Annotated in this window: 15 protein-coding genes; 4 read left to right on the forward strand and 11 right to left on the reverse strand. The window is 71.1% G+C overall.

Annotated elements, in window-relative coordinates:
* Window positions 1–207 precede the first annotated feature (207 nt).
* From Pph01_RS17610 to Pph01_RS17655, 11 genes are all read right to left on the reverse strand, one after another.
* A complete protein-coding gene (locus Pph01_RS17610; RefSeq protein WP_239116783.1) occupies window positions 208–2,520 on the reverse strand; it encodes a [protein-PII] uridylyltransferase in 2,313 nt (770 codons plus the stop codon).
* Between the two features lie 4 nt (window positions 2,521–2,524).
* On the reverse strand, window positions 2,525–2,863 hold the full coding sequence (locus Pph01_RS17615) for a P-II family nitrogen regulator (RefSeq protein WP_204074179.1): 339 nt from the start codon (window positions 2,861–2,863) through the stop codon (window positions 2,525–2,527).
* Window positions 2,860–4,176 carry an ammonium transporter gene (locus tag Pph01_RS17620; protein ID WP_204074180.1) on the reverse strand — a complete coding sequence of 439 codons (1,317 nt, stop codon included), beginning with the start codon at window positions 4,174–4,176 and terminating at the stop codon, window positions 2,860–2,862. The genes Pph01_RS17615 and Pph01_RS17620 overlap by 4 nt, the downstream gene beginning before the upstream one ends.
* 290 nt (window positions 4,177–4,466) lie before the next feature.
* Window positions 4,467–5,351, reverse strand: a complete 885-nt coding sequence (locus tag Pph01_RS17625; protein ID WP_239116784.1) for a sigma-70 family RNA polymerase sigma factor — start codon at window positions 5,349–5,351, stop codon at window positions 4,467–4,469.
* A gap of 282 nt (window positions 5,352–5,633) precedes the next feature.
* Complete coding sequence (gene hutI / locus Pph01_RS17630) at window positions 5,634–6,782, reverse strand: imidazolonepropionase (protein WP_204074182.1); 1,149 nt, start codon at window positions 6,780–6,782, stop codon at window positions 5,634–5,636.
* A 69-nt stretch (window positions 6,783–6,851) separates the two neighbouring features.
* Complete coding sequence (locus Pph01_RS17635; RefSeq protein WP_204074183.1) at window positions 6,852–8,195, reverse strand: formimidoylglutamate deiminase; 1,344 nt, start codon at window positions 8,193–8,195, stop codon at window positions 6,852–6,854.
* A gap of 386 nt (window positions 8,196–8,581) precedes the next feature.
* Window positions 8,582–10,384: an ABC transporter ATP-binding protein gene (locus tag Pph01_RS17640; protein WP_239116785.1), complete on the reverse strand. Its 1,803-nt coding sequence runs from the start codon at window positions 10,382–10,384 to the stop codon at window positions 8,582–8,584.
* Between the two features lie 73 nt (window positions 10,385–10,457).
* Window positions 10,458–11,150 carry a hypothetical protein gene (locus Pph01_RS17645; protein WP_239116786.1) on the reverse strand — a complete coding sequence of 231 codons (693 nt, stop codon included), beginning with the start codon at window positions 11,148–11,150 and terminating at the stop codon, window positions 10,458–10,460.
* A gap of 102 nt (window positions 11,151–11,252) precedes the next feature.
* Window positions 11,253–11,381, reverse strand: a complete 129-nt coding sequence (locus tag Pph01_RS43350) for a hypothetical protein (RefSeq protein WP_275412842.1) — start codon at window positions 11,379–11,381, stop codon at window positions 11,253–11,255.
* 133 nt (window positions 11,382–11,514) lie between these two features.
* Window positions 11,515–12,306, reverse strand: coding sequence for a hypothetical protein (locus Pph01_RS17650; protein WP_204074184.1), 792 nt, complete (start codon window positions 12,304–12,306; stop codon window positions 11,515–11,517).
* A 40-nt stretch (window positions 12,307–12,346) separates the two neighbouring features.
* Complete coding sequence (locus Pph01_RS17655) at window positions 12,347–13,075, reverse strand: FadR/GntR family transcriptional regulator (protein WP_204074185.1); 729 nt, start codon at window positions 13,073–13,075, stop codon at window positions 12,347–12,349.
* 131 nt (window positions 13,076–13,206) lie between these two features.
* Between Pph01_RS17655 and Pph01_RS17660 the strand changes: the two genes are divergently transcribed.
* Genes Pph01_RS17660 through Pph01_RS17675 form a run of 4 tightly spaced genes read left to right on the forward strand, consistent with a single transcriptional unit; the run spans window position 13,207 to window position 17,420 of the window.
* Window positions 13,207–14,553 carry a glutamine synthetase family protein gene (locus tag Pph01_RS17660; RefSeq protein ID WP_239116787.1) on the forward strand — a complete coding sequence of 449 codons (1,347 nt, stop codon included), beginning with the start codon at window positions 13,207–13,209 and terminating at the stop codon, window positions 14,551–14,553.
* A 44-nt stretch (window positions 14,554–14,597) separates the two neighbouring features.
* Entirely contained in the window at window positions 14,598–15,929 is a 1,332-nt protein-coding gene (locus Pph01_RS17665) for an aldehyde dehydrogenase family protein (protein ID WP_239116790.1), read from the forward strand.
* A 4-nt stretch (window positions 15,930–15,933) separates the two neighbouring features.
* Complete coding sequence (locus Pph01_RS17670; protein WP_204074188.1) at window positions 15,934–16,698, forward strand: 3-oxoacyl-ACP reductase; 765 nt, start codon at window positions 15,934–15,936, stop codon at window positions 16,696–16,698.
* Window positions 16,699–16,724: 26 nt separating this feature from the next.
* Window positions 16,725–17,420 carry a gamma-glutamyl-gamma-aminobutyrate hydrolase family protein gene (locus tag Pph01_RS17675; RefSeq protein WP_204074189.1) on the forward strand — a complete coding sequence of 232 codons (696 nt, stop codon included), beginning with the start codon at window positions 16,725–16,727 and terminating at the stop codon, window positions 17,418–17,420.
* Window positions 17,421–17,451: the final 31 nt, after the last annotated feature.

Here is a 17,451-nt window from a genome sequence, read left to right on the forward strand (position 1 = left end):
CCTCTTCCGCGCGTGTTTATCGCTTTTCGACTGCTCCGTGCTCACCGGCCCCGCCATCTTTCGGCATGTCTTCATGCGTCTGGACAGCATGAAGTTACATAGCTATACAGGCGGGGACAATTCGACCACAAGGTCAAGGGCGCCGGAGGCCGTACGCATGTCGGCTCACCCAATCGTTACCAACAGGAAAGCCGATCGTCGCTCTCCTCACCGCAGAGCGGCGAGCACATGCTCTCGCACCTGGGCGCGTTGTTCCTCGTCAGCGAGGGGTTGGCCGGTCCGGTCCGCCACGTAGAAGACGTCCACGGCCTCCGCGCCGAGAGTCTCTACGCGAGCGGCCCTCACGTCAAGACCGCATTCGCCGAAGGCGCGCCCGATCTTCCACAGCAGTCCCGGACGGTCGTGGGCGCGCACCTCGACCACGGTCGCCGTGTTGGACGCGTCGTCGATGAGCGTGACGCGGGGAGGCGCCACCGGCACCCGGGGCGGCCGCATCGACCTCGTCCGCCTGGCCAGCCTCGCCTCGATGTCGAGCCGCCCGGCCAGCACCAGGCGGAGGTCCGCCTCCAGCGTCGCGGGGTCGGGTGGCGTACCGTACTCGGGCACGACGACGAACTCGATCACCGCGGTGGAACCGGCGGACGCGGCCGACGCCGACCGCACGACCATCCGGTGCGCGGCCAGCACCCCCGCCGCCCGCCACAGCAGACCGGGCCGATCGGGCGCGACCACGGTGACGGCCCCCTTGTTGACCCGGACGGCACCGCCTCCGTGCCGTGCGAGAGCCGCCTGCTCCGGCGACAGGACCGGCGCGGGCGCCGGCGGGGTGCCGGACAACACCGACCTGACCCGGCGGACCAGGTCGGACACGAGGGAGGCCTTCCAGGAGTTCCACGCGGCCGGACCGGTGGCGGTGCCGTCGGCGACGGCGAGGGCCGCGAGCAGTTCGAGTACCTCACGCGATCCGACGGCCTCGGCCACCCGGGCGATGGTCACCGGATCGTCGAGATCGCGCCGGGTCGCGGTCTCCGGCAGCAGCAGGTGATGACGGACGACGGTGGCCACGATCTCGACGTCGGCCGGCGGCAGGCCGATCCTGACGCCGATGTCGCGGGCCACGACCTCACCCGTCGTGGAGTGGTCGCCCGGCCATCCCTTGCCGATGTCGTGCAGGAGCGCGGAGATCAGCAACAGGTCGGGCCGCGAGACCTCGCGGGTGAACGACGCGGCCCCCGCCGCGGTCTCGATCAGATGCCGGTCGACCGTGTAGCGGTGCACGGGATTGCGCTGCGGGCGGTGCCGTACGCGCTCCCAGTCGGGGAGCAGGCGCACCAGGATGCCCGCCTGGTCCAGTTCCTCCCACACCGGTACGGCGGCGCGGCCTGCGCCGAGCAACGCCACGAGAGCGGCGCGGGCCTCCTCGGGCCACGGCGCGTCGAGGGGAGGCGACTGCCCGGCCAGTACGGAGACGGTGGCGGGCGCGAGGGGCAGCCCGGCCTCCGCGGCGGCGGCAGCCGCGCGGAGCACGAGCGTCGGGTCCTTGCGGGGGCTCACCCCGCGGGCGAGGACGACCTCGCCACCGTGTTCCACCACGCCGTCGGCGAGCGGCCGCCGGCCTCGCGGCACGGGGCCGGACAGCAGCCGGTCGACGGTACGCCAGGTGGTGTCGAACGCGTGGGAGACGGTACGGCCGGCCTCGGCGAGCCGGCGCATCAGCGCCTCCGCGTCCAGCAGGCCGAGAGTCCCGGCGACGGCGTCCTGCTCCTGGAGGACCAGGCGGTCCGTGCCGCGCGCGGTGACCAGGTGCAGGCCGTGGCGGATGTCCAGCAGGAACTCGTAGGCCTCGCGCACACGCGGACCGGGGGCGGAGGCCACCCAGGCCGCGGCGACGGCCTGCATCGCCTGCACGTCGCGCAGGCCGCCCCTGGAGTCGCGCAGGTCGGGCTCAAGGAGGAAGGCCAGCTCGCCGCTCGACTCGGCGCGCTTGTCGACCGCGCTCCTGAGTTCGGCGAGCCTGCGCCGGGAGTCTGCCCGCCACTCCGCGAGGACGGCCTCGCGGGCCGCGCGCGTGAGCTCGGGATCGCCCACGATGTGGCGCGCCTGGATGAGCCCGAGCACGGCCTTCAGGTCCTCGCGCGCGACCTTGACGGCCTCGTCGACCGTGCGGACCGAATGGTCCAGCCCGATCCCGGAGTCCCAGATGGGGTACCAGAGACGGTCCGCGATCCGCGCGACGTCGTCGTGGCCGTTGTGGAGCAGCACCAGGTCGAGGTCGCTGCCCGGAGCGAGCTCTCCTCGCCCCAGGCTGCCGACCGCCACGAGGGCGACGCCCCCGATCCCGTTGGGACCGGGCGCGCCTCGTTCGTCGGGGAAGCCGCCCTTGGCGCCCGGGCCGGCCCGTCCCTCACGCGCGTACGGCTGCGCGCCCGCCGTGCGGAACAGATCGGTGAGCCACCTGTCGATGTCCGCGGCCCGGTCCTTGCGGGTGGCGGCGAACGAACGGGCTTCCCCCCTCATCATCCGGTTACAGGGCCTCTGGCCCGCGCTCCCCCGTGCGGACCCGGACGACCGTGTCCACGGGGACGGACCAGACCTTGCCGTCGCCGATCTTGCCTGTCTGCGCAGCCTTGACGATCACGTCGATGACGTCGTCGGCGTCGTCCTCCTCGGCCAGGACCTCGAGCCTGACCTTGGGCACCAGGTCGACCTGGTACTCGGCGCCGCGGTACACCTCGGTGTGGCCGCGCTGCCGGCCGTAGCCGCTGGCCTCGCTCACCGTCATGCCCTTGATGCCGAACTGCTCCAACGCCGCCTTGACGTCGTCGAGCTTGAAGGGCTTGATCACTGCTGTGATGAGTTTCATGCGTCAACCTTCTTCGCCGCAGCGGGGACGGGCCCGTTGACGGAGGCCACCCCCGAGGAGTGAACGGTGCCGAGGTCGTACCCGGTCTCGGCGTGGGTGGTGATGTCGATGCCGGTGACCTCCTCCTCCTGGCCGATACGGAAGCCCATCGTCTTGTCGATGATCTTGCCGATGATCCACGCCATGATGAAGGAGTACAAGCCCACGGCCAGCGGGCCGAGCGCCTGGACACCGAGCTGGGAGATCGGACCGCCGTACAGGAGACCCTTCTCCTGGCCGTCCGCGAACGGGTAGGCGGCGATGATGCCGAGGGAGACGGCGCCGATCGCACCGCCGACCAGGTGCACGCCCACGACGTCGAGCGAGTCGTCGAACCCGAACTTGTACTTCAGGCCGACGGCGTAGGCGCAGACCGCACCGGCGATGGCGCCCAGCAATCCGGCCGCCCACGGGTCGACGAAACCACAGGCGGGGGTGATGGCGACCAGACCGGCGACGGCACCGGACGCGACGCCGAGCGTCGTGGAGTGCCCGTCACGCAGCTTCTCCACCAGGATCCAGGCGCCGGCGGCGACCGCGGTGGCGATCTGGGTGTTCATGAAGGCCAGACCGGCGGTGCCGTCGACCGCGAGCTCCGAGCCCGCGTTGAAGCCGAACCAGCCGAACCACAGCAGGCCGACGCCGAGGAGCACCAGGGTCAGGTTGTGCGGGCGCATGGGGTCCTTGCGCCAGCCGGTCCGCTTCCCGAGCACGAAGGCGAGTGCCAGACCCGCGGCTCCGGCGTTCACATGGACGACCGTGCCTCCCGCGAAGTCCTCGATGCCGAGCCCGGCGAGCCAGCCGCCGCCCCACACCCAGTGCGCGACGGGGAAGTAGACCAGCGTCGCCCACGCGATGCCGAAGACGACCCACGCGCCGAACTTGGCACGGTCGGCGATGGCGCCGCTGATGAGGGCGACCGTGATGATCGCGAAGGTGAGCTGGAAGGCGGAGAACACCAGGCTCGGCATGCCGGTGCCGTCGTCCTTGGTCGCCGTGTCGACGAGGCTCTGCAGCCCGAGCGCGTCACCGCCACCGATGATCTTGTTGAGGAAACCACTGCCGTCACCGAAGGTGTCGAAGGCGAGCGAGTGCCCGTACAGAACCCAGGCGATGGTGACCGTGATGATGCTGACGAACGACATCATCATCATGTTCAGGACGCTCTTGGCCCTGGTCATGCCCCCGTAGAAGAACGCGAGGCCGGGAGTCATCAGCAGCACCAGGGCGGTGGCTGTGATCATCCAGGCGGTGGTGCCGGTATCGATCTTCATCGACGCGGCCCTCCTTACAATTGCCTTGTGGCCGGTTATCACTCCCGCAGTGGCGTCGTCCGGGGCATCGTCGGCCGGCGGGCGCACTGACGTTGGCGACAGCGTGTTCTTCCGCCGTTTCAGGTCACGCCTCTTCGTGTTTCACATCTGTGAAACACAGGCAACGAGCGTTACAGGGAGGTTTCGGACAGCTCCGGTGAACGCAAAACGCGCACCCCTAAGGGTGCGCGTTTGGGAAAAGACGTGCCCGCCGTGCGTCCTGGAGGTTTCCGGACGGTCCGGGCGGGGGGTCAGGCGGCGGCGGTGGCCATCTTCCGCAGCCGCGTCAGCGCGTCCCGCTCCAGCCTCCGGGCCCGGTCACGGCCGATGCCGTAACGCTCCCCCACCTCGGTGAGGGTGTGCTCACGGCCGTCGACGAGGCCGTAACGCCAGCGGAGTATCTCGCGGGTCCGGCCTTCGAGCCCGGTCAGCCACTCCTCGAGGCGCTCCTTCTCCAGCGTCGCGAGCGCCTGCTGCTCCGGATCCGCCCAGGTCTCGTCGGCGATCATGTCGCCGAGCTCGGTCTCGTCCTCGTCGCCCACGCCGAGCTGGAGGGACACCGGGTCGGAGGCCCACCGGCGCAGCTCCTGCACCCGCTCGATCGGCAGATCGAGCACCGCCGCCAGGTCGGCGTCCGTCGGCTCGGCGTCGAACTCGGCCAGCATGTCCCTGCGGACGCGCATCAGGCGCGTCATCTGCTCCCCGGCGTGTGTGGGGAGCCGCACCGGGCGCGCCTGCTCGTGGATCGACCGGCCCACCGACTGCCTGATCCACCACGTGGCGTAGGTCGAGAACTTGTACCCCCGCTGGTAGTCGAACTTCTCGACCGCTCTGACCAGACCCAGGTTCCCCTCCTGGACGAGGTCGATCAGGGGCATCCCCCGCCCCGAATACTTTCTCGCGACGGCGACCACGAGACGCAGATTGGCCTGGATGAACTCGTCCTTGGCCCGCCTGCCGGAAATCGCTATGCGCTCAAGCTCCTCATCGGCCGCATCGGAGACCTTGGGCTCCGCCCTGCCGCTGTCGAGCAGATGCTCCGCGAGCAGGCCTGCCTCGATGCGTTTGGCGAGCTCGACCTCCTGCTCCGCGGTCAAAAGCGGCACCCGCCCGATCTCGGCGAGATATGTCCCCAACAGATCTCTGTCGGATACCTGCTGATCCTGCGTCCGATTCCCCGTCGCCATTCGATGGCACCTCGTTCCGCCGCGCCGCAGTGTGCACCGTGTTAGAAGCCGGCCCCGGAGCCGGATCCCCCGCGATGAACACGGATTCCTCGACTTCGACGTCCTGAACCTGACAACGGTTTATGCAGGGCAAAGATTCCCTAAATTAATACGCCCGCGGAATGGTTTCGGATTCATCCCCAAGGAGGATGTGATCCCCAGAAAACAGCCGATTACCCCGGCAGAGGATGATCAAACGACCCTGCGGCCCGACCGCCACACCTGGGCCACCAGAGGAACCCCCGGCCGGTAGGCGAGATGGACGTAGGACGGCGCGTCCAGCAGCACGAGATCGGCCTGGGCGCCCTCCCGCAGCGTGCCGACGTCGTCGCGCAGCAGGGCCCGCGCCCCGCCGCGGGTGGCCGCGCGCACGGCCTCGAGCGGCGTCATGCGCATCTCCCGCACGGCCAGGGCCACGCAGAACGGCATGGACGTCGTGAAGGAGGAGCCCGGGTTGCAGTCGGTGGCGAGTGCGACGGAGACCCCGGCGTCGAGCAGTCGGCGGGCGTCCGGATAGGGCGAGCGCGTGGAGAACTCGGCTCCCGGCAGCAGCGTCGCGACCACGCCGGAGTCCGCCAGGGCGGCCACGTCCGCATCGGTCAGATGGGTGCAGTGGTCGGCCGACGCCGCTCCCATCTCGCAGGCGACCCGCACGCCCGGGCCCTCCCCCAGCTGATTGGCGTGGATCCTCGCCCGAAGCCCGGCCTTGATCCCCGCGCTCAGGATCTCCCTGCTCTGCTCCTCGTCGAACGCGCCGCGCTCGCAGAACACGTCGATCCATCGAGCGTGGGGCGCACACGCGTCCAGCATGGGACCGGTCACGGTGCGGACGTAGTCGTCGGGCGACACCTCCGGGGGCACCACGTGTGCCCCGAGGTAGGTCGTCTCCGTCGTGAACTGGCCGGCGATCTCCAGGCAGCGGCGCTCGCTCTCGACCGTCAGGCCGTACCCGCTCTTGATCTCGAACGTCGTCGTGCCCTGCGCGGTCATCTCGGTCACCAGCAGCGCGGTGGTGGCGGCCAGTTGGGGGACGGTCGCCTCCCTGGTCGCGGCCACCGTGGTGCGGATGCCGCCGGCCGAGTAGCGCTCCCCTGCCATCCGCGCGGCGAACTCGGCCGTGCGGTCTCCGGCGAACACCAGATGCGAGTGGCTGTCCACGAACCCCGGGATGACCGCGCGCCCCTCCGCGTCCACCCGTTCGTCCGCCGCGGGCGCGTCGGCGGACCGTCCGATCCATCGGACGACGCCGTCCTCCACCACCAGCGCGGCGTCCTGGATCTCCTCACGAGCGGGGTCAGCCGTGTACAGCAGCCCGATCCCGTCGAACACCGTTGAAGTCATCGCCCTCGCTCCACGATTCCGTATCCTCGCCACCGTCCGGGGCGCGCAAACCCGCTGATTCCGGGCGATCTACGCCCGGACCCGCGCGATGGCGTCACGCAGGAGGGCGCCGACGTCGCCGAGCGCGTGCCTGCCGTCCTCCACGATCACGCGGCCGCCCGAGACCACCGAGTAGACGTCGGCCGCCGTCGCGGCGAACACCACGGACTCGGCGGCCGTCGCCCGCGTCGCCCCCGCCGTACGGACCGAGTCGAGGCGGACGGACACCAGGTCGGCCCAGGCGCCGGGGACCAGGCTGCCGGCGTCGGGGTACCCCATCGAGGAGTGGCCCGCCGCGGTGGCCGCGTTCAGCAGGTCGGCCGCGCGCCAGTGCCCGCGCTCCATGGTGGCCAGACGCTCGTCCAGCTCGACGGCCCTGGCCTCCTCGAGCAGGTCGACCACCGCCTGGCTGTCGGAGCCCAGCGTGATCGGCGACCCGGCGTCGAACAGCCGGCGGGCCGGCCCGATGCCGTCGGCGAGGTCGCGCTCGGTCGTCGGGCACATGCACACGTGCGTGGTCGAGCCTCCGAGCAGCGCCACGTCCACATCCGACAGGTGCGTGGCGTGCACGGCGGTCGAGCGCGGCCCGAGGACGCCGTGATCGTGCAGCACCTGGACGGGAGTGGCGGAGTAGGCCTCGACGCACGCCTCGTTCTCCGCACGCTGCTCGGACACGTGGACGTGCAGCGGCCCGGAGTGCCGGTGGGCGAAGTCGACGACCACGTGCATCTGCTCCGGCGGCACCGCGCGCACGGAGTGGATCGCGGCGCCGATCTCCACGTCCTCCTCCCCCTCGTACGCCAGCGCCAGCTCCTCGGCCCGCGACGCCCAGCCGTCCGCGTCGCCGTCGCCGAAACGCACCTGGGGGCCGGTCAGAGCGTTGCCGATTCCGCCGGTGAGGTAGCACGTGTCGAGCAGCACGATCCGCAGACCGGCGTCCCGGGCCGCGCGCACCAGGACGTGGCTCATGACGTTGGGGTCGTCGTACGGCACGCCGCCCGGGCCGTGGTGCAGGTAGTGGAACTCGGCGACACAGGTGATCCCGGCCAGCGCCATCTCCGCGTAGGCCGCCCTGGCCAGGGCCAGGTAGGTGTCCGGATCGAGACGACCCGCCACGCCGTACATCTGCTCGCGCCACGTCCAGAAGCTGCCTCTGCCGGTCTGCGTGTGGCCGCGCAGCGCCCGGTGGAACGCGTGCGAGTGGCCGTTGGCGAGCCCGGGAAGGGTCAGCCCGGCCAGCCGTACCGCTCCAGGCGGGGCGGGGACGCCGGGACGCACCTCGGCGACGCGCGCGCCGTCGACGATCACGGCCACGTTCTCCACGACCTCACCTGGCGGCAGCCACACCATCTCGCACCAGTAGGTCACGCGCACAGATCCTCCAGGGCAGCGCCGCACTCGTCCGGCCCGCTACGGCCGGAGCCGGCGGCACCCCGACACTCTAGTGAACGCGTCCACAGGCGCGGCTCTCCTGGCGACTCTCCTGGTGACGGGGCGCCCCGGGGTACACCCCCCGGGACGCCCCGCCTTCGGCCGTCGTCCCCGGACGCGCCCGCACGCGCGTTGGACCCGGTGACTCCGGCTGAGGTGAAGGAGAGGTTCCGCACTCCGGGAGTTCCCGATTTCCTGAGCCGCCAAGCTGCGGACCGGCGTAAAGGCTGCGTACGGCTTTGCCATCACGGCCGCCGAAAGTCACCGAATCCCGCTGCCACACGGGCGTTCACGACCATGCGCCGCCGAGCGCACGACGATGTGTGGCGTCACGACGACACGAGAAATTGGGTGGCCGCCAGCTCCCGGTAGAGGTCGTCGGACTCGACGAGCTCCTCGTGGGTGCCCGAGGCGCGCACCCCGCCCGCCTCCATCACGATGATCCGGTCGGCGCCGGTCACCGTGGACAGGCGGTGGGCGATCACCAGGACCGTGGTCTCCCTGGCGACCTCGGCCACCACCTCGCGCAGACGGAGTTCGTTGACGGCGTCGAGCTGCGAGGTGGCCTCGTCCAGGAGCAGCAGGGACGGCCGGCGGAGCAGGGCCCTGGCGATGGCGACCCGCTGGCGCTCGCCACCCGAGAGCAGCACTCCGCGGTGGCCGACCAGGGTCTCCAGGCCCGAGGGCAGCCGCTCGACAAGGCCGTCGAGCCGGGTCCGGGCGAGGGCACGGGCGATCTCCTCCTCGGTGGCCTCCGGGGCGCCGAAGACGAGGTTCTCCCTGAACGTGCCGGCCAGGACGGGCGCATCCTGCTCGACGTAGCCGAGCGCGGCCCGCAACTCCCCGAGGGGCCATTCACGGATGTCACGCCCGCCGACGAGGATCGTCCCGGCCTGCGGCTCGTAGAAGCGCTCGATCAGCCCGAAGACCGTGGACTTGCCCGCTCCCGACGGCCCCACCAGGGCCGTCATCCCGCCCGCGGCGACCTCGAAGCTCACCCGGTCGTGGACGACCGGCCGGTCCTCGCCGTAGCGGAAGACCACGCCGTCGAAGCGCACCCCGACGGGTGTGCGGTCCCCCGCCCGTCCCGGGCCGCCGTGGGTCTCGGGCTCGGAGTCGAGCGCGGTAACCTCCTGGATCCGGGTGATCGCGGCCATGGCGACCTGCAGCTGGGTGAGGCTCTGGATGAGCTGCCCGATCGGGGCGACCAGATAGAACAGGTACAGCAGGAACGCGATCAGCGCGGAGACCTCCATCGCCCCGCTCGCGACGCGGGCGCCGCCCACGCCGAGCACCGCGATGAACGCGAGCTGGACGGACGTCCACGCTCCGGTGCCCGCGACGGAGGTCCAGGCGGCGGCCGTGACGCCGCGGTCACGCGCGAGCGTCGCGGCGCCGGTGACCGCGGCGATCTCACGGGACTCCGCCCCGCTGGCCTTGACCGTGCGGAACGCCTGCAGGGCGCGGTCGAGTACAGAGCCCATCTCCCCGAGGGCCACCTGCGCCTCGAGGGACGCCCGGCGGATCCTGGGCGCGATCGCCAGCCCCATGAGGCCGACCAGGGCCACGACGCCGAGGGTGACCAGGAGCAGCAGGCCGTCCATGATCGCCATGAGGACCACGGCGCCCAGGAACATGAACACCGACCCCACCGTGCCCGCCAGCGCGTCGGTGTAGACGGCGCGCAGCAGCGTCGTGTCGGATCCGACCCGCGAGAGCAGGTCTCCCGGCTTGAGCCGGTCCACGTCCGGCACCTTGAGACGGAGGATGCGCTCGACCAGGCTCTTGCGGGTGGCCAGCACGATGCCCTCGCCCATCCGTTCGAGCAGGAACCGTCCCCAGGCGGCGATCAGGGCGCCCACCAATACGGCCGCCGACAACCCCGCCAGTGGTCCGGCCAGCCCGGCGCCCTTCCCGAAGGCGTCGATGACCGACTTGGCGAGGACGGGCATCGCCAACCCGGCGAAGGTGCCGATCAGGCTGAGCGAGGCGCCGAGCACCAGCGCCTTCCTGTGCGGCCGCACCTGGCCGAACAGGAGCCGCCACGACCCCCGGTCGCGCAGCATGCCGGCCGGCCGGTTCTCCGGCTCCGCGTCGTCCGCCCCCATGGCCACTCCCCTGTGCGCGGCCACGCCGCGTCCGTCGACTACTGCGACGGTAGGTCGCGAGCGGCGATCGTGGGCGCGCCCGGAGCGGAAAATCCGATCAGTCCAGGTCGGGGATGTCGTAGTCGTCGTAGTCCGCGTCGCCGTCGTCGACCCGGCGCAGCCGGATGTCCTCGGCCCAGGCGTACGCGAAGCGCCGGATCCTGCCGATGGCCTCCTCGTCGAGTCCCTGCTCGGCGAACCCCTCGTCCGCGAGCAGGTCGACGCTCTCCAGCCGCTGGAGCAGATCCTCGGTGAGCCACTCGTCGTCGTGCCGGCCGCCGAGTTGCTCGAGCTCGCGAAAGCCGTACAACCCGGAGACGGCCGCGACGTCGGCGAAGTCCCGGGGCAGGCCGGTGTCGCGCAACGACCGCACGGCGAGTCCCGCCGCGTCGTCGAGCCCCACGACCGGGCACGGCTCGACGACGGACGGCTCGACCAGCAGGGCCTCGCGGGACAGGCGGATCTCACCGCTCTGGCCGCCGATCTCGTCGGTGACGACCAGGCGGCCCACGCGCGGCGTGACCTCGCAGACCCGGGCGGACAGGCCGGTCCTGCCGAACGCGCCGGCGACCTGCTCGGCGACCTCGGGAAGGGGCGTCTCGTCCGCGGTCGCGAACTCGAGTTCCCCGGCCGGCCTGCCGGGCAGGCCGTGCGCCGTCATGGCGTAGCCGCCGGCGAGCAGCAGGCCGTAGCGGTCGCACACCACGCGGGCGTCCTCGATCAGGCGGAGATGGAACGGCGGCAGCTCCACTATTCGCGGGCCCTCTCACATCTGGACGGCCGGCCGCCGTTGCTGGTCAGCGGGCCGGCTGGGCATTTCCCCAGTATGGCCGTTCGGCGGGCGGCGCGGCGGTCATCCCGCCACGCCGTACAGCTGGCGGATCTCCCTCGCGGTCTCGGCGACGGCGTGCCAGGTCAGGCACAACCTCGCCTCCGCCTCCTCAGTGCGGGCCTCGGCCGCGAGCAGTCCGTCGCCCGTCAACAGGGCGGCTTCCCCTTTCAACCGCGCCGCCATTTCCTGAAATTCGAAATGCCCCTTCGACTCCATGCCGTCGACTCCCCACCCCGGAACGACTTCGCATGGATAAATACCCGTAATTGCGTTTTCTATTGATTCATGAACGCCAGGATCGGCGTTGTGACGACGGAACGTCATGGCGTCCGGAGACGAACTCCTGAAAGGCGATCTTCACGCGGATGACGGGCCTGCGCCACCGTTCCTCACGATGGACGGCTTTCGCCATCCGGCGCGGTTTGGGCCTCCTCGCGACCTCGGAGTAGTACCAGCGGGCCCACGGCGACCCCGGACGGGCGAGCCGTACGGCCCCGATGTACACGAACGGCGGGACGAACAGCCCGATGAGGCCACTCCAGATCTTCCCCTTGAGCAGGGTGACCACGGCGAAGACGAGATTGACGACGAGGATCGCCACCGCCGTCCCCCTGCCGCCGAACGCGCCGCCCGAGCCGCCCCAGGCGAGCGGGCGCAGGCCGAGCAGCAGCAGGCCGGTCCCCGCCACGGCCACGAAGACGGCGTCGACGGAGGTGCGCCCCTCCTCCTGCCAGTAGACGTCGCGCAGGTGCAGCAGCAGGGCGAACTCGTCGAGCACGAGCGCGGATCCGACACCGAAGGCGGCCGCGGAGAAGGAGTACCACCCGATGGAGACGCTGGACAGGATCAGTCCGGCGACCCCGCTGAGCAACATCAGCACGACGCCGAACACGACGTGGTGGATGTGCGTCTCCCCCACGCTGACGTTGCCGAACCAGCGCACCCGCGAACGGATCAGCCGGACGTTCACGCGCGTGCCCACGAAGGCGACGATCAGCGCCACGAAGAAGCAGAACAGCGGCAACCTGCGCGCACCCTCGTGAAGCGACGCGTCAGCCAGGTACCAGTCGGCCATGATGAGTCCTCGATCGGCGGAACTGTGGGGAGCGGGGCGGTCAGCCGAGGAAGCCGCGCAGCAGCGCGGCCGTCCCCTCCAGGTGCTCGGCCACCGCCCGCCGAGCGCCCTCGGGATCGCTGTCCACGATCGCCCCCACGATGGCCGCGTGCTGTGTGGCGGCGTGCTCGATGTTGGGCCGGAGCACCGGGATGGCGTTCAGCAGGTCGGTCACGCGCAGACGGGCGTCCGCGCACGCGGCGGCGAGCAGGGGCGAGCCGGTCAGCTCGGCGATGGCGAGGTGGAAGGCGATGTCGAGCCGCCGGTAGTCGGCCGGGGCCGCGTCGTTCACCCCGGCCAGGCGGGCGGCGAGCGTCTCCCGCTGTCCGTCGGTGAGCTCCGCGCCGGCCAGGATCTGGGCCGCGCCGCACTCGACCGCCATCCGGAAGGTCAGCGCGTCCTCCAGCCCGCCCGCCCCCATCTCGTTGACGGCGCGGCGCAGGTCTCCCTTGCGCGGGCTCGGCGGCCGGTAGACGACGAACGCTCCGCCGTACCGGCCTCGCCGTACGTCGAGGAAGCCGGCCTCCTGGAGCGCGCGGATCGCCTCGCGTAAGGTGACGCGGCTGATGCCGAGCTGTGCGGCGAGCTCCCGCTCCGGCGGCAGCTTCTCCCCGTGGGCGACGACGCCGAGCTTGATGGCCTGCAACAGCCGCTCGACGGTCTCCTCGAACGCGTTGCCCGCCCGGACCGGCCTGAGGAGCGAGACGGCCCCCGTCGCGGACCCGTCCATGCTCCACCGTCCCTTCGCGAATCGGCCCCCGTGGGCCGAGGTTAACCCACGGAGCGTTGTTGACTCAGGGGCAGGCCTGGTGCTTGCATGCCCTTCAATGGTCTGTTTCCAGACTTTTGACAGGAGGCGCCGTGCTTGACGTCGAGCAGCTCCGCGGCGACATCGAGGCCGGGCGGGTGGACACCGTCCTGCTCGCCGTCACCGACATGCAGGGCAGGCTCCAGGGCAAGCGCCTGTCGGCGCGGTACTTCCTGGAGGAGGTCCTCGGCCACGCCGCGGAGGGGTGCAACTACCTGCTCGCGGTCGACGTCGACATGAACACGGTGGACGGCTACGCCATGTCGTCGTGGGACCGCGGCTACGGCGACTTCGTCATGAGGCCCGACCTCGGGACGCTGCGCCGGGTGCCCTGGCAGGAGGGGACCGTCCTGCTGCTGGCCGACCTGGTCTGGGAGGACGGGTCCGACGTCGTCCCCTCCCCCCGGCAGATCCTCCGCCGGCAGGCCGCCCGGCTGGCCGACCGGGGCTGGACCGCCTTCGTCGGCACCGAGCTGGAGTTCTGCGTCTACAACGACACCTACGAGGACGCGTGGCGGCGCGGCTACCGCGACCTGACGCCCGCCAACCTCTACAACGTCGACTACTCCCTGCTCGGCACCGCCAGGATCGAGCCGCTGCTGCGCAGGATCCGGCTCGGCATGGAGGGCGCGGGCCTGTACGTGGAGTCGGCGAAGGGCGAGTGCAACCTCGGCCAGCACGAGATCGCCTTCCGGTTCTCCGACGCGCTGACGACGTGCGACAACCACGTGATCTACAAGAACGGGGCCAAGGAGATCGCCGCCCAGGAGGGCAGCTCGATCACCTTCATGGCCAAGCCGAACCAGCGTGAGGGCAACTCCTGCCACATCCACATCTCCCTGCGGGACTCCGAGGGGCATCCGGTGATGGCGGGGGCCGGGCCGCACGGGCTCTCCAAGGTCGGCGAGCACTTCATCGCGGGCCAGCTCGCCGCGCTCCGGGAGCTGACCCTCTTCTACGCGCCCAACATCAACTCGTACAAGCGGTACGTCCCCGGCAGCTTCGCCCCCACCGCCGTCAAGTGGGGCATCGACAACCGGACCTGCTCGCTGCGCCTCGTCGGCCACGGGCCCTCGCTCCGGGTGGAGAACCGCGTGCCCGGCGGCGACGTGAACCCGTACCTGGCGGTGTCGGCCCTGATCGCCGCGGGCCTGCGCGGGATCGAGGAGGAGTTGCCGCTGGAAGCGCCCTTCGCGGGGAACGCCTACGCCGCGGGCGCGGAGACGGTGCCGGGCACGCTCCGCGACGCCCTGCCCCTGTGGGAGGGGTCCGACCTCGCCGAGGCGGCGTTCGGCAAGGATGTGGTCGAGCACTACGCGAACAACGCACGGGTCGAGCTGGCCGCCTACGACGCGGCGGTCACCGACTGGGAGCTCTATCGGGGGTTCGAGAGGCTGTGAAGGTACTCAATCCGGCGACCGAGGACGTGGTCGCCGAGGTCGGCATGGCCGACGCCGCCGAGGTCGACCGGGTGGTCGAGCGCGCGCGCAGGGCGTTTCCCGGATGGCGGTCGGTCGCCCCGGGCGAGAGGGCGCGGCTGCTGCGGCGGTTCGCCCAGGTGGTCGAGGACCACGCCGAGGAACTCGCCCAACTCGAGATCGCGGGCGCTGGGCACACGATCGGCAACGCCCGCTGGGAGGCCGGCAACGTCCGCGACGTCCTGAACTTCTACGCGGGCGCGCCCGAGCGCGACCACGGCAGGCAGATCCCCGTCGCGGGCGGCGTGGACATCACGTTCCAGGAGCCCCTGGGCGTCGTCGGCGTCATCGTGCCGTGGAACTTCCCCATGGTCATCATGACCTGGGGGGTGGCTCCGGCCCTGGCCGCGGGCAACACCGTCGTCGTCAAGCCCGCGGAGTGGACTCCTCTGACGGCGCTGCGGCTGGCCGAACTGGCCCTCGAGGCCGGCATCCCCGAGGGCGTGCTGCAGGTCGTCCCCGGCGAGGGCGAGGTGGCCGGCGCCCGGCTCGTCGCGCACCCGGACGTGCGCAAGATCGTGTTCACGGGTTCGACCGAGGTGGGCAAACTGATCGCGGCCCAGGCCGCCGCCCAGGTGAAGCGGGTGACGCTGGAGCTCGGCGGCAAGAGCGCCAACATCGTCTTCGCCGACTCCGACCTGGACAGGGCGGCGGCGTCCGCCCCGATGGCGGTGTTCGACAACTCCGGGCAGGACTGCTGCGCCCGATCGCGCATCCTGGTGGAGCGTTCCGTGTACGACGACTTCCTCGATCGGCTCGCCTGGGCCGTCAGGGACGTGAAGGTCGGCGACCCGCTCGACCCCGCCACGCAGATGGGCCCGCTGATCAGCGCCGAGCACCGCGAGCGGGTGGCGTCGTTCGTCGGGGCCGTTGACGTGCACACGGCCGGATCCCGCCCGGACGGGCCCGGCTTCTGGTTCGCCCCCACCGTGCTGGCCGCGCCCGCCGGGTTCGACCCGCTGGCCGAGGGCTCCGGCGCCTTCCACAGGGCGTTCACCGAGGAGATCTTCGGGCCGGTCGTGTCCGTCGTCCCGTTCGACGACGAGGCCCATGCCGTGCGGATCGCCAACCACACGACGTACGGCCTGTCCGGATCGATCTGGACGCGGGACGTCGGGCGCGCCCTTCGGGTGGCCAGGGCGGTCGAGGCGGGCAACCTGTCGGTGAACTCCCATTCCAGCGTCCGCTACTGGACGCCGTTCGGCGGCTTCAAGCAGTCCGGCCTCGGCCGGGAGCTCGGCCCCGACGCCCTGGCCGCCTTCACCGAGACCAAGAACGTCTTCATTTCCACGGAGTAGAGACATGCAGCGTTTGCAAGACCGCGTCGCCGTCATCACGGGGGCGGGCAGCGGCATCGGCCTCGCCACGGCGCAGCGGTTCGCCCAGGAGGGCGCGAAGATCGTGGCCGTGGACCTCGACGAGGTGGCTGGGGCCAAGGTCGCCGACGAGGTCGGCGGGCTGTTCGTCCGAGCCGACGTGGCCGACGAGGACGACGTCGTGCGGATGTACCAGACCGCGTTCGACACCTACGGCAGCATCGACGTCGCCTTCAACAACGCGGGGATCTCACCGCCGGAGGACGACTCCATCCTCGACACCGGCATCGAGGCGTGGCGCCGGGTCCAGGAGGTCAACCTCACCAGCGTCTACCTGTGCTGCAAGCACGTCCTGCCGTACATGCGGCGGCAGGGCAAGGGCTCGATCATCAACACGGCGTCGTTCGTGGCGGTGCTGGGCTCGGCCACGTCGCAGATCTCCTACACCGCGTCCAAGGGCGGCGTGCTCGCGATGAGCCGCGAGCTCGGCGTGCAGTTCGCGCGCGAGGGCATCCGGGTGAACGCGCTGTGCCCGGGGCCGGTGGACACCCCCCTGCTGCGGGAGCTGTTCGCCAAGGACCCCGAGCGCGCGCAGCGCCGGCTCGTCCACGTGCCGATCGGGCGGTTCGCCCGCGCCGAGGAGATCGCGGCCGCCGTCGCCTTCCTCGCGTCCGACGACTCGAGCTTCATCACCGCATCGGAGTTCCTGGTCGACGGCGGCATCTCCGGGGCGTACGTCACCCCCCTGTAACGGCATCCGATTCGAGCGAGGTGGTCATGTCACGACCGGTCATCGGCATCACGTGCTACGTGGAGCCCGCCACATTCACGGTCTGGGACATGACCACCGCGCTGCTGCCGTACATGTACGTCGAGCACGTCGCCCGGGCCGGAGGGCAGCCGGTGATCATCCCGCCCGCGGGCGATCCCGCCGAGCTGGCCGGCCGGCTCGACGGCCTGATCATCGCGGGCGGGGGCGACATCGACCCCGCCCGGTACGGCTCCCCCGCGCACGAACAGACCGGATACGTACGGAAATTTCGCGATGAGGCGGAGTTCGGGCTGATGCGGGCCGCCCTCGACTCCGGCCTGCCGTTCCTCGGCATCTGCCGCGGGCTCCAGGTCCTCAACGTGGCCCTGGGAGGCTCGCTCCACCAGCATCTCCCCGACGTGGTCGGCCACACCGCCCACTCACCCGCCCCCGGCACCTTCGGCCGGGTCCCCGTACGGCTCTCGCCGTCCCTCGCCGAGATCTACCGGGACGACCGGGTCACCCCGGCGCACTACCACCATCAGGCGGTCGACCGGCTGGCTGAGGGCCTGGAGGTCACCGCCTGGTCGGACGACGACACCGTCGAGGCCGTGGAGTTGCCCGGCCATCCGTTCGCCTTGGCCGTCCAGTGGCATCCCGAGGCCGACGAGGACGGCGCCCTCTTCGACGCGTTCCTCAGCGCCGCCAAGCGAGATGGCTGACCGAAGGCCGGGGAGATGGCGCCGGAAGTGT

Source organism: Planotetraspora phitsanulokensis (assembly GCF_016863295.1).
Taxonomy (GTDB): domain Bacteria; phylum Actinomycetota; class Actinomycetes; order Streptosporangiales; family Streptosporangiaceae; genus Planotetraspora; species Planotetraspora phitsanulokensis.

Coding starts and splice junctions, on each gene's coding strand:
- Pph01_RS17610 (WP_239116783.1), bottom strand. CDS start 2,520: ATGATGAGGGGGGAAGCCCGTTCGTTCGCCGCCACCCGCAAGGACCGG.
- Pph01_RS17615 (WP_204074179.1), bottom strand. CDS start 2,863: ATGAAACTCATCACAGCAGTGATCAAGCCCTTCAAGCTCGACGACGTC.
- Pph01_RS17620 (WP_204074180.1), bottom strand. CDS start 4,176: ATGAAGATCGATACCGGCACCACCGCCTGGATGATCACAGCCACCGCC.
- hutI (WP_204074182.1), bottom strand. CDS start 6,782: ATGACTTCAACGGTGTTCGACGGGATCGGGCTGCTGTACACGGCTGAC.
- Pph01_RS17650 (WP_204074184.1), bottom strand. CDS start 12,306: ATGGCCGACTGGTACCTGGCTGACGCGTCGCTTCACGAGGGTGCGCGC.
- Pph01_RS17655 (WP_204074185.1), bottom strand. CDS start 13,075: ATGGACGGGTCCGCGACGGGGGCCGTCTCGCTCCTCAGGCCGGTCCGG.
- Pph01_RS17665 (WP_239116790.1), top strand. CDS start 14,598: ATGGCCGACGCCGCCGAGGTCGACCGGGTGGTCGAGCGCGCGCGCAGG.
- Pph01_RS17670 (WP_204074188.1), top strand. CDS start 15,934: ATGCAGCGTTTGCAAGACCGCGTCGCCGTCATCACGGGGGCGGGCAGC.
- Pph01_RS17675 (WP_204074189.1), top strand. CDS start 16,725: ATGTCACGACCGGTCATCGGCATCACGTGCTACGTGGAGCCCGCCACA.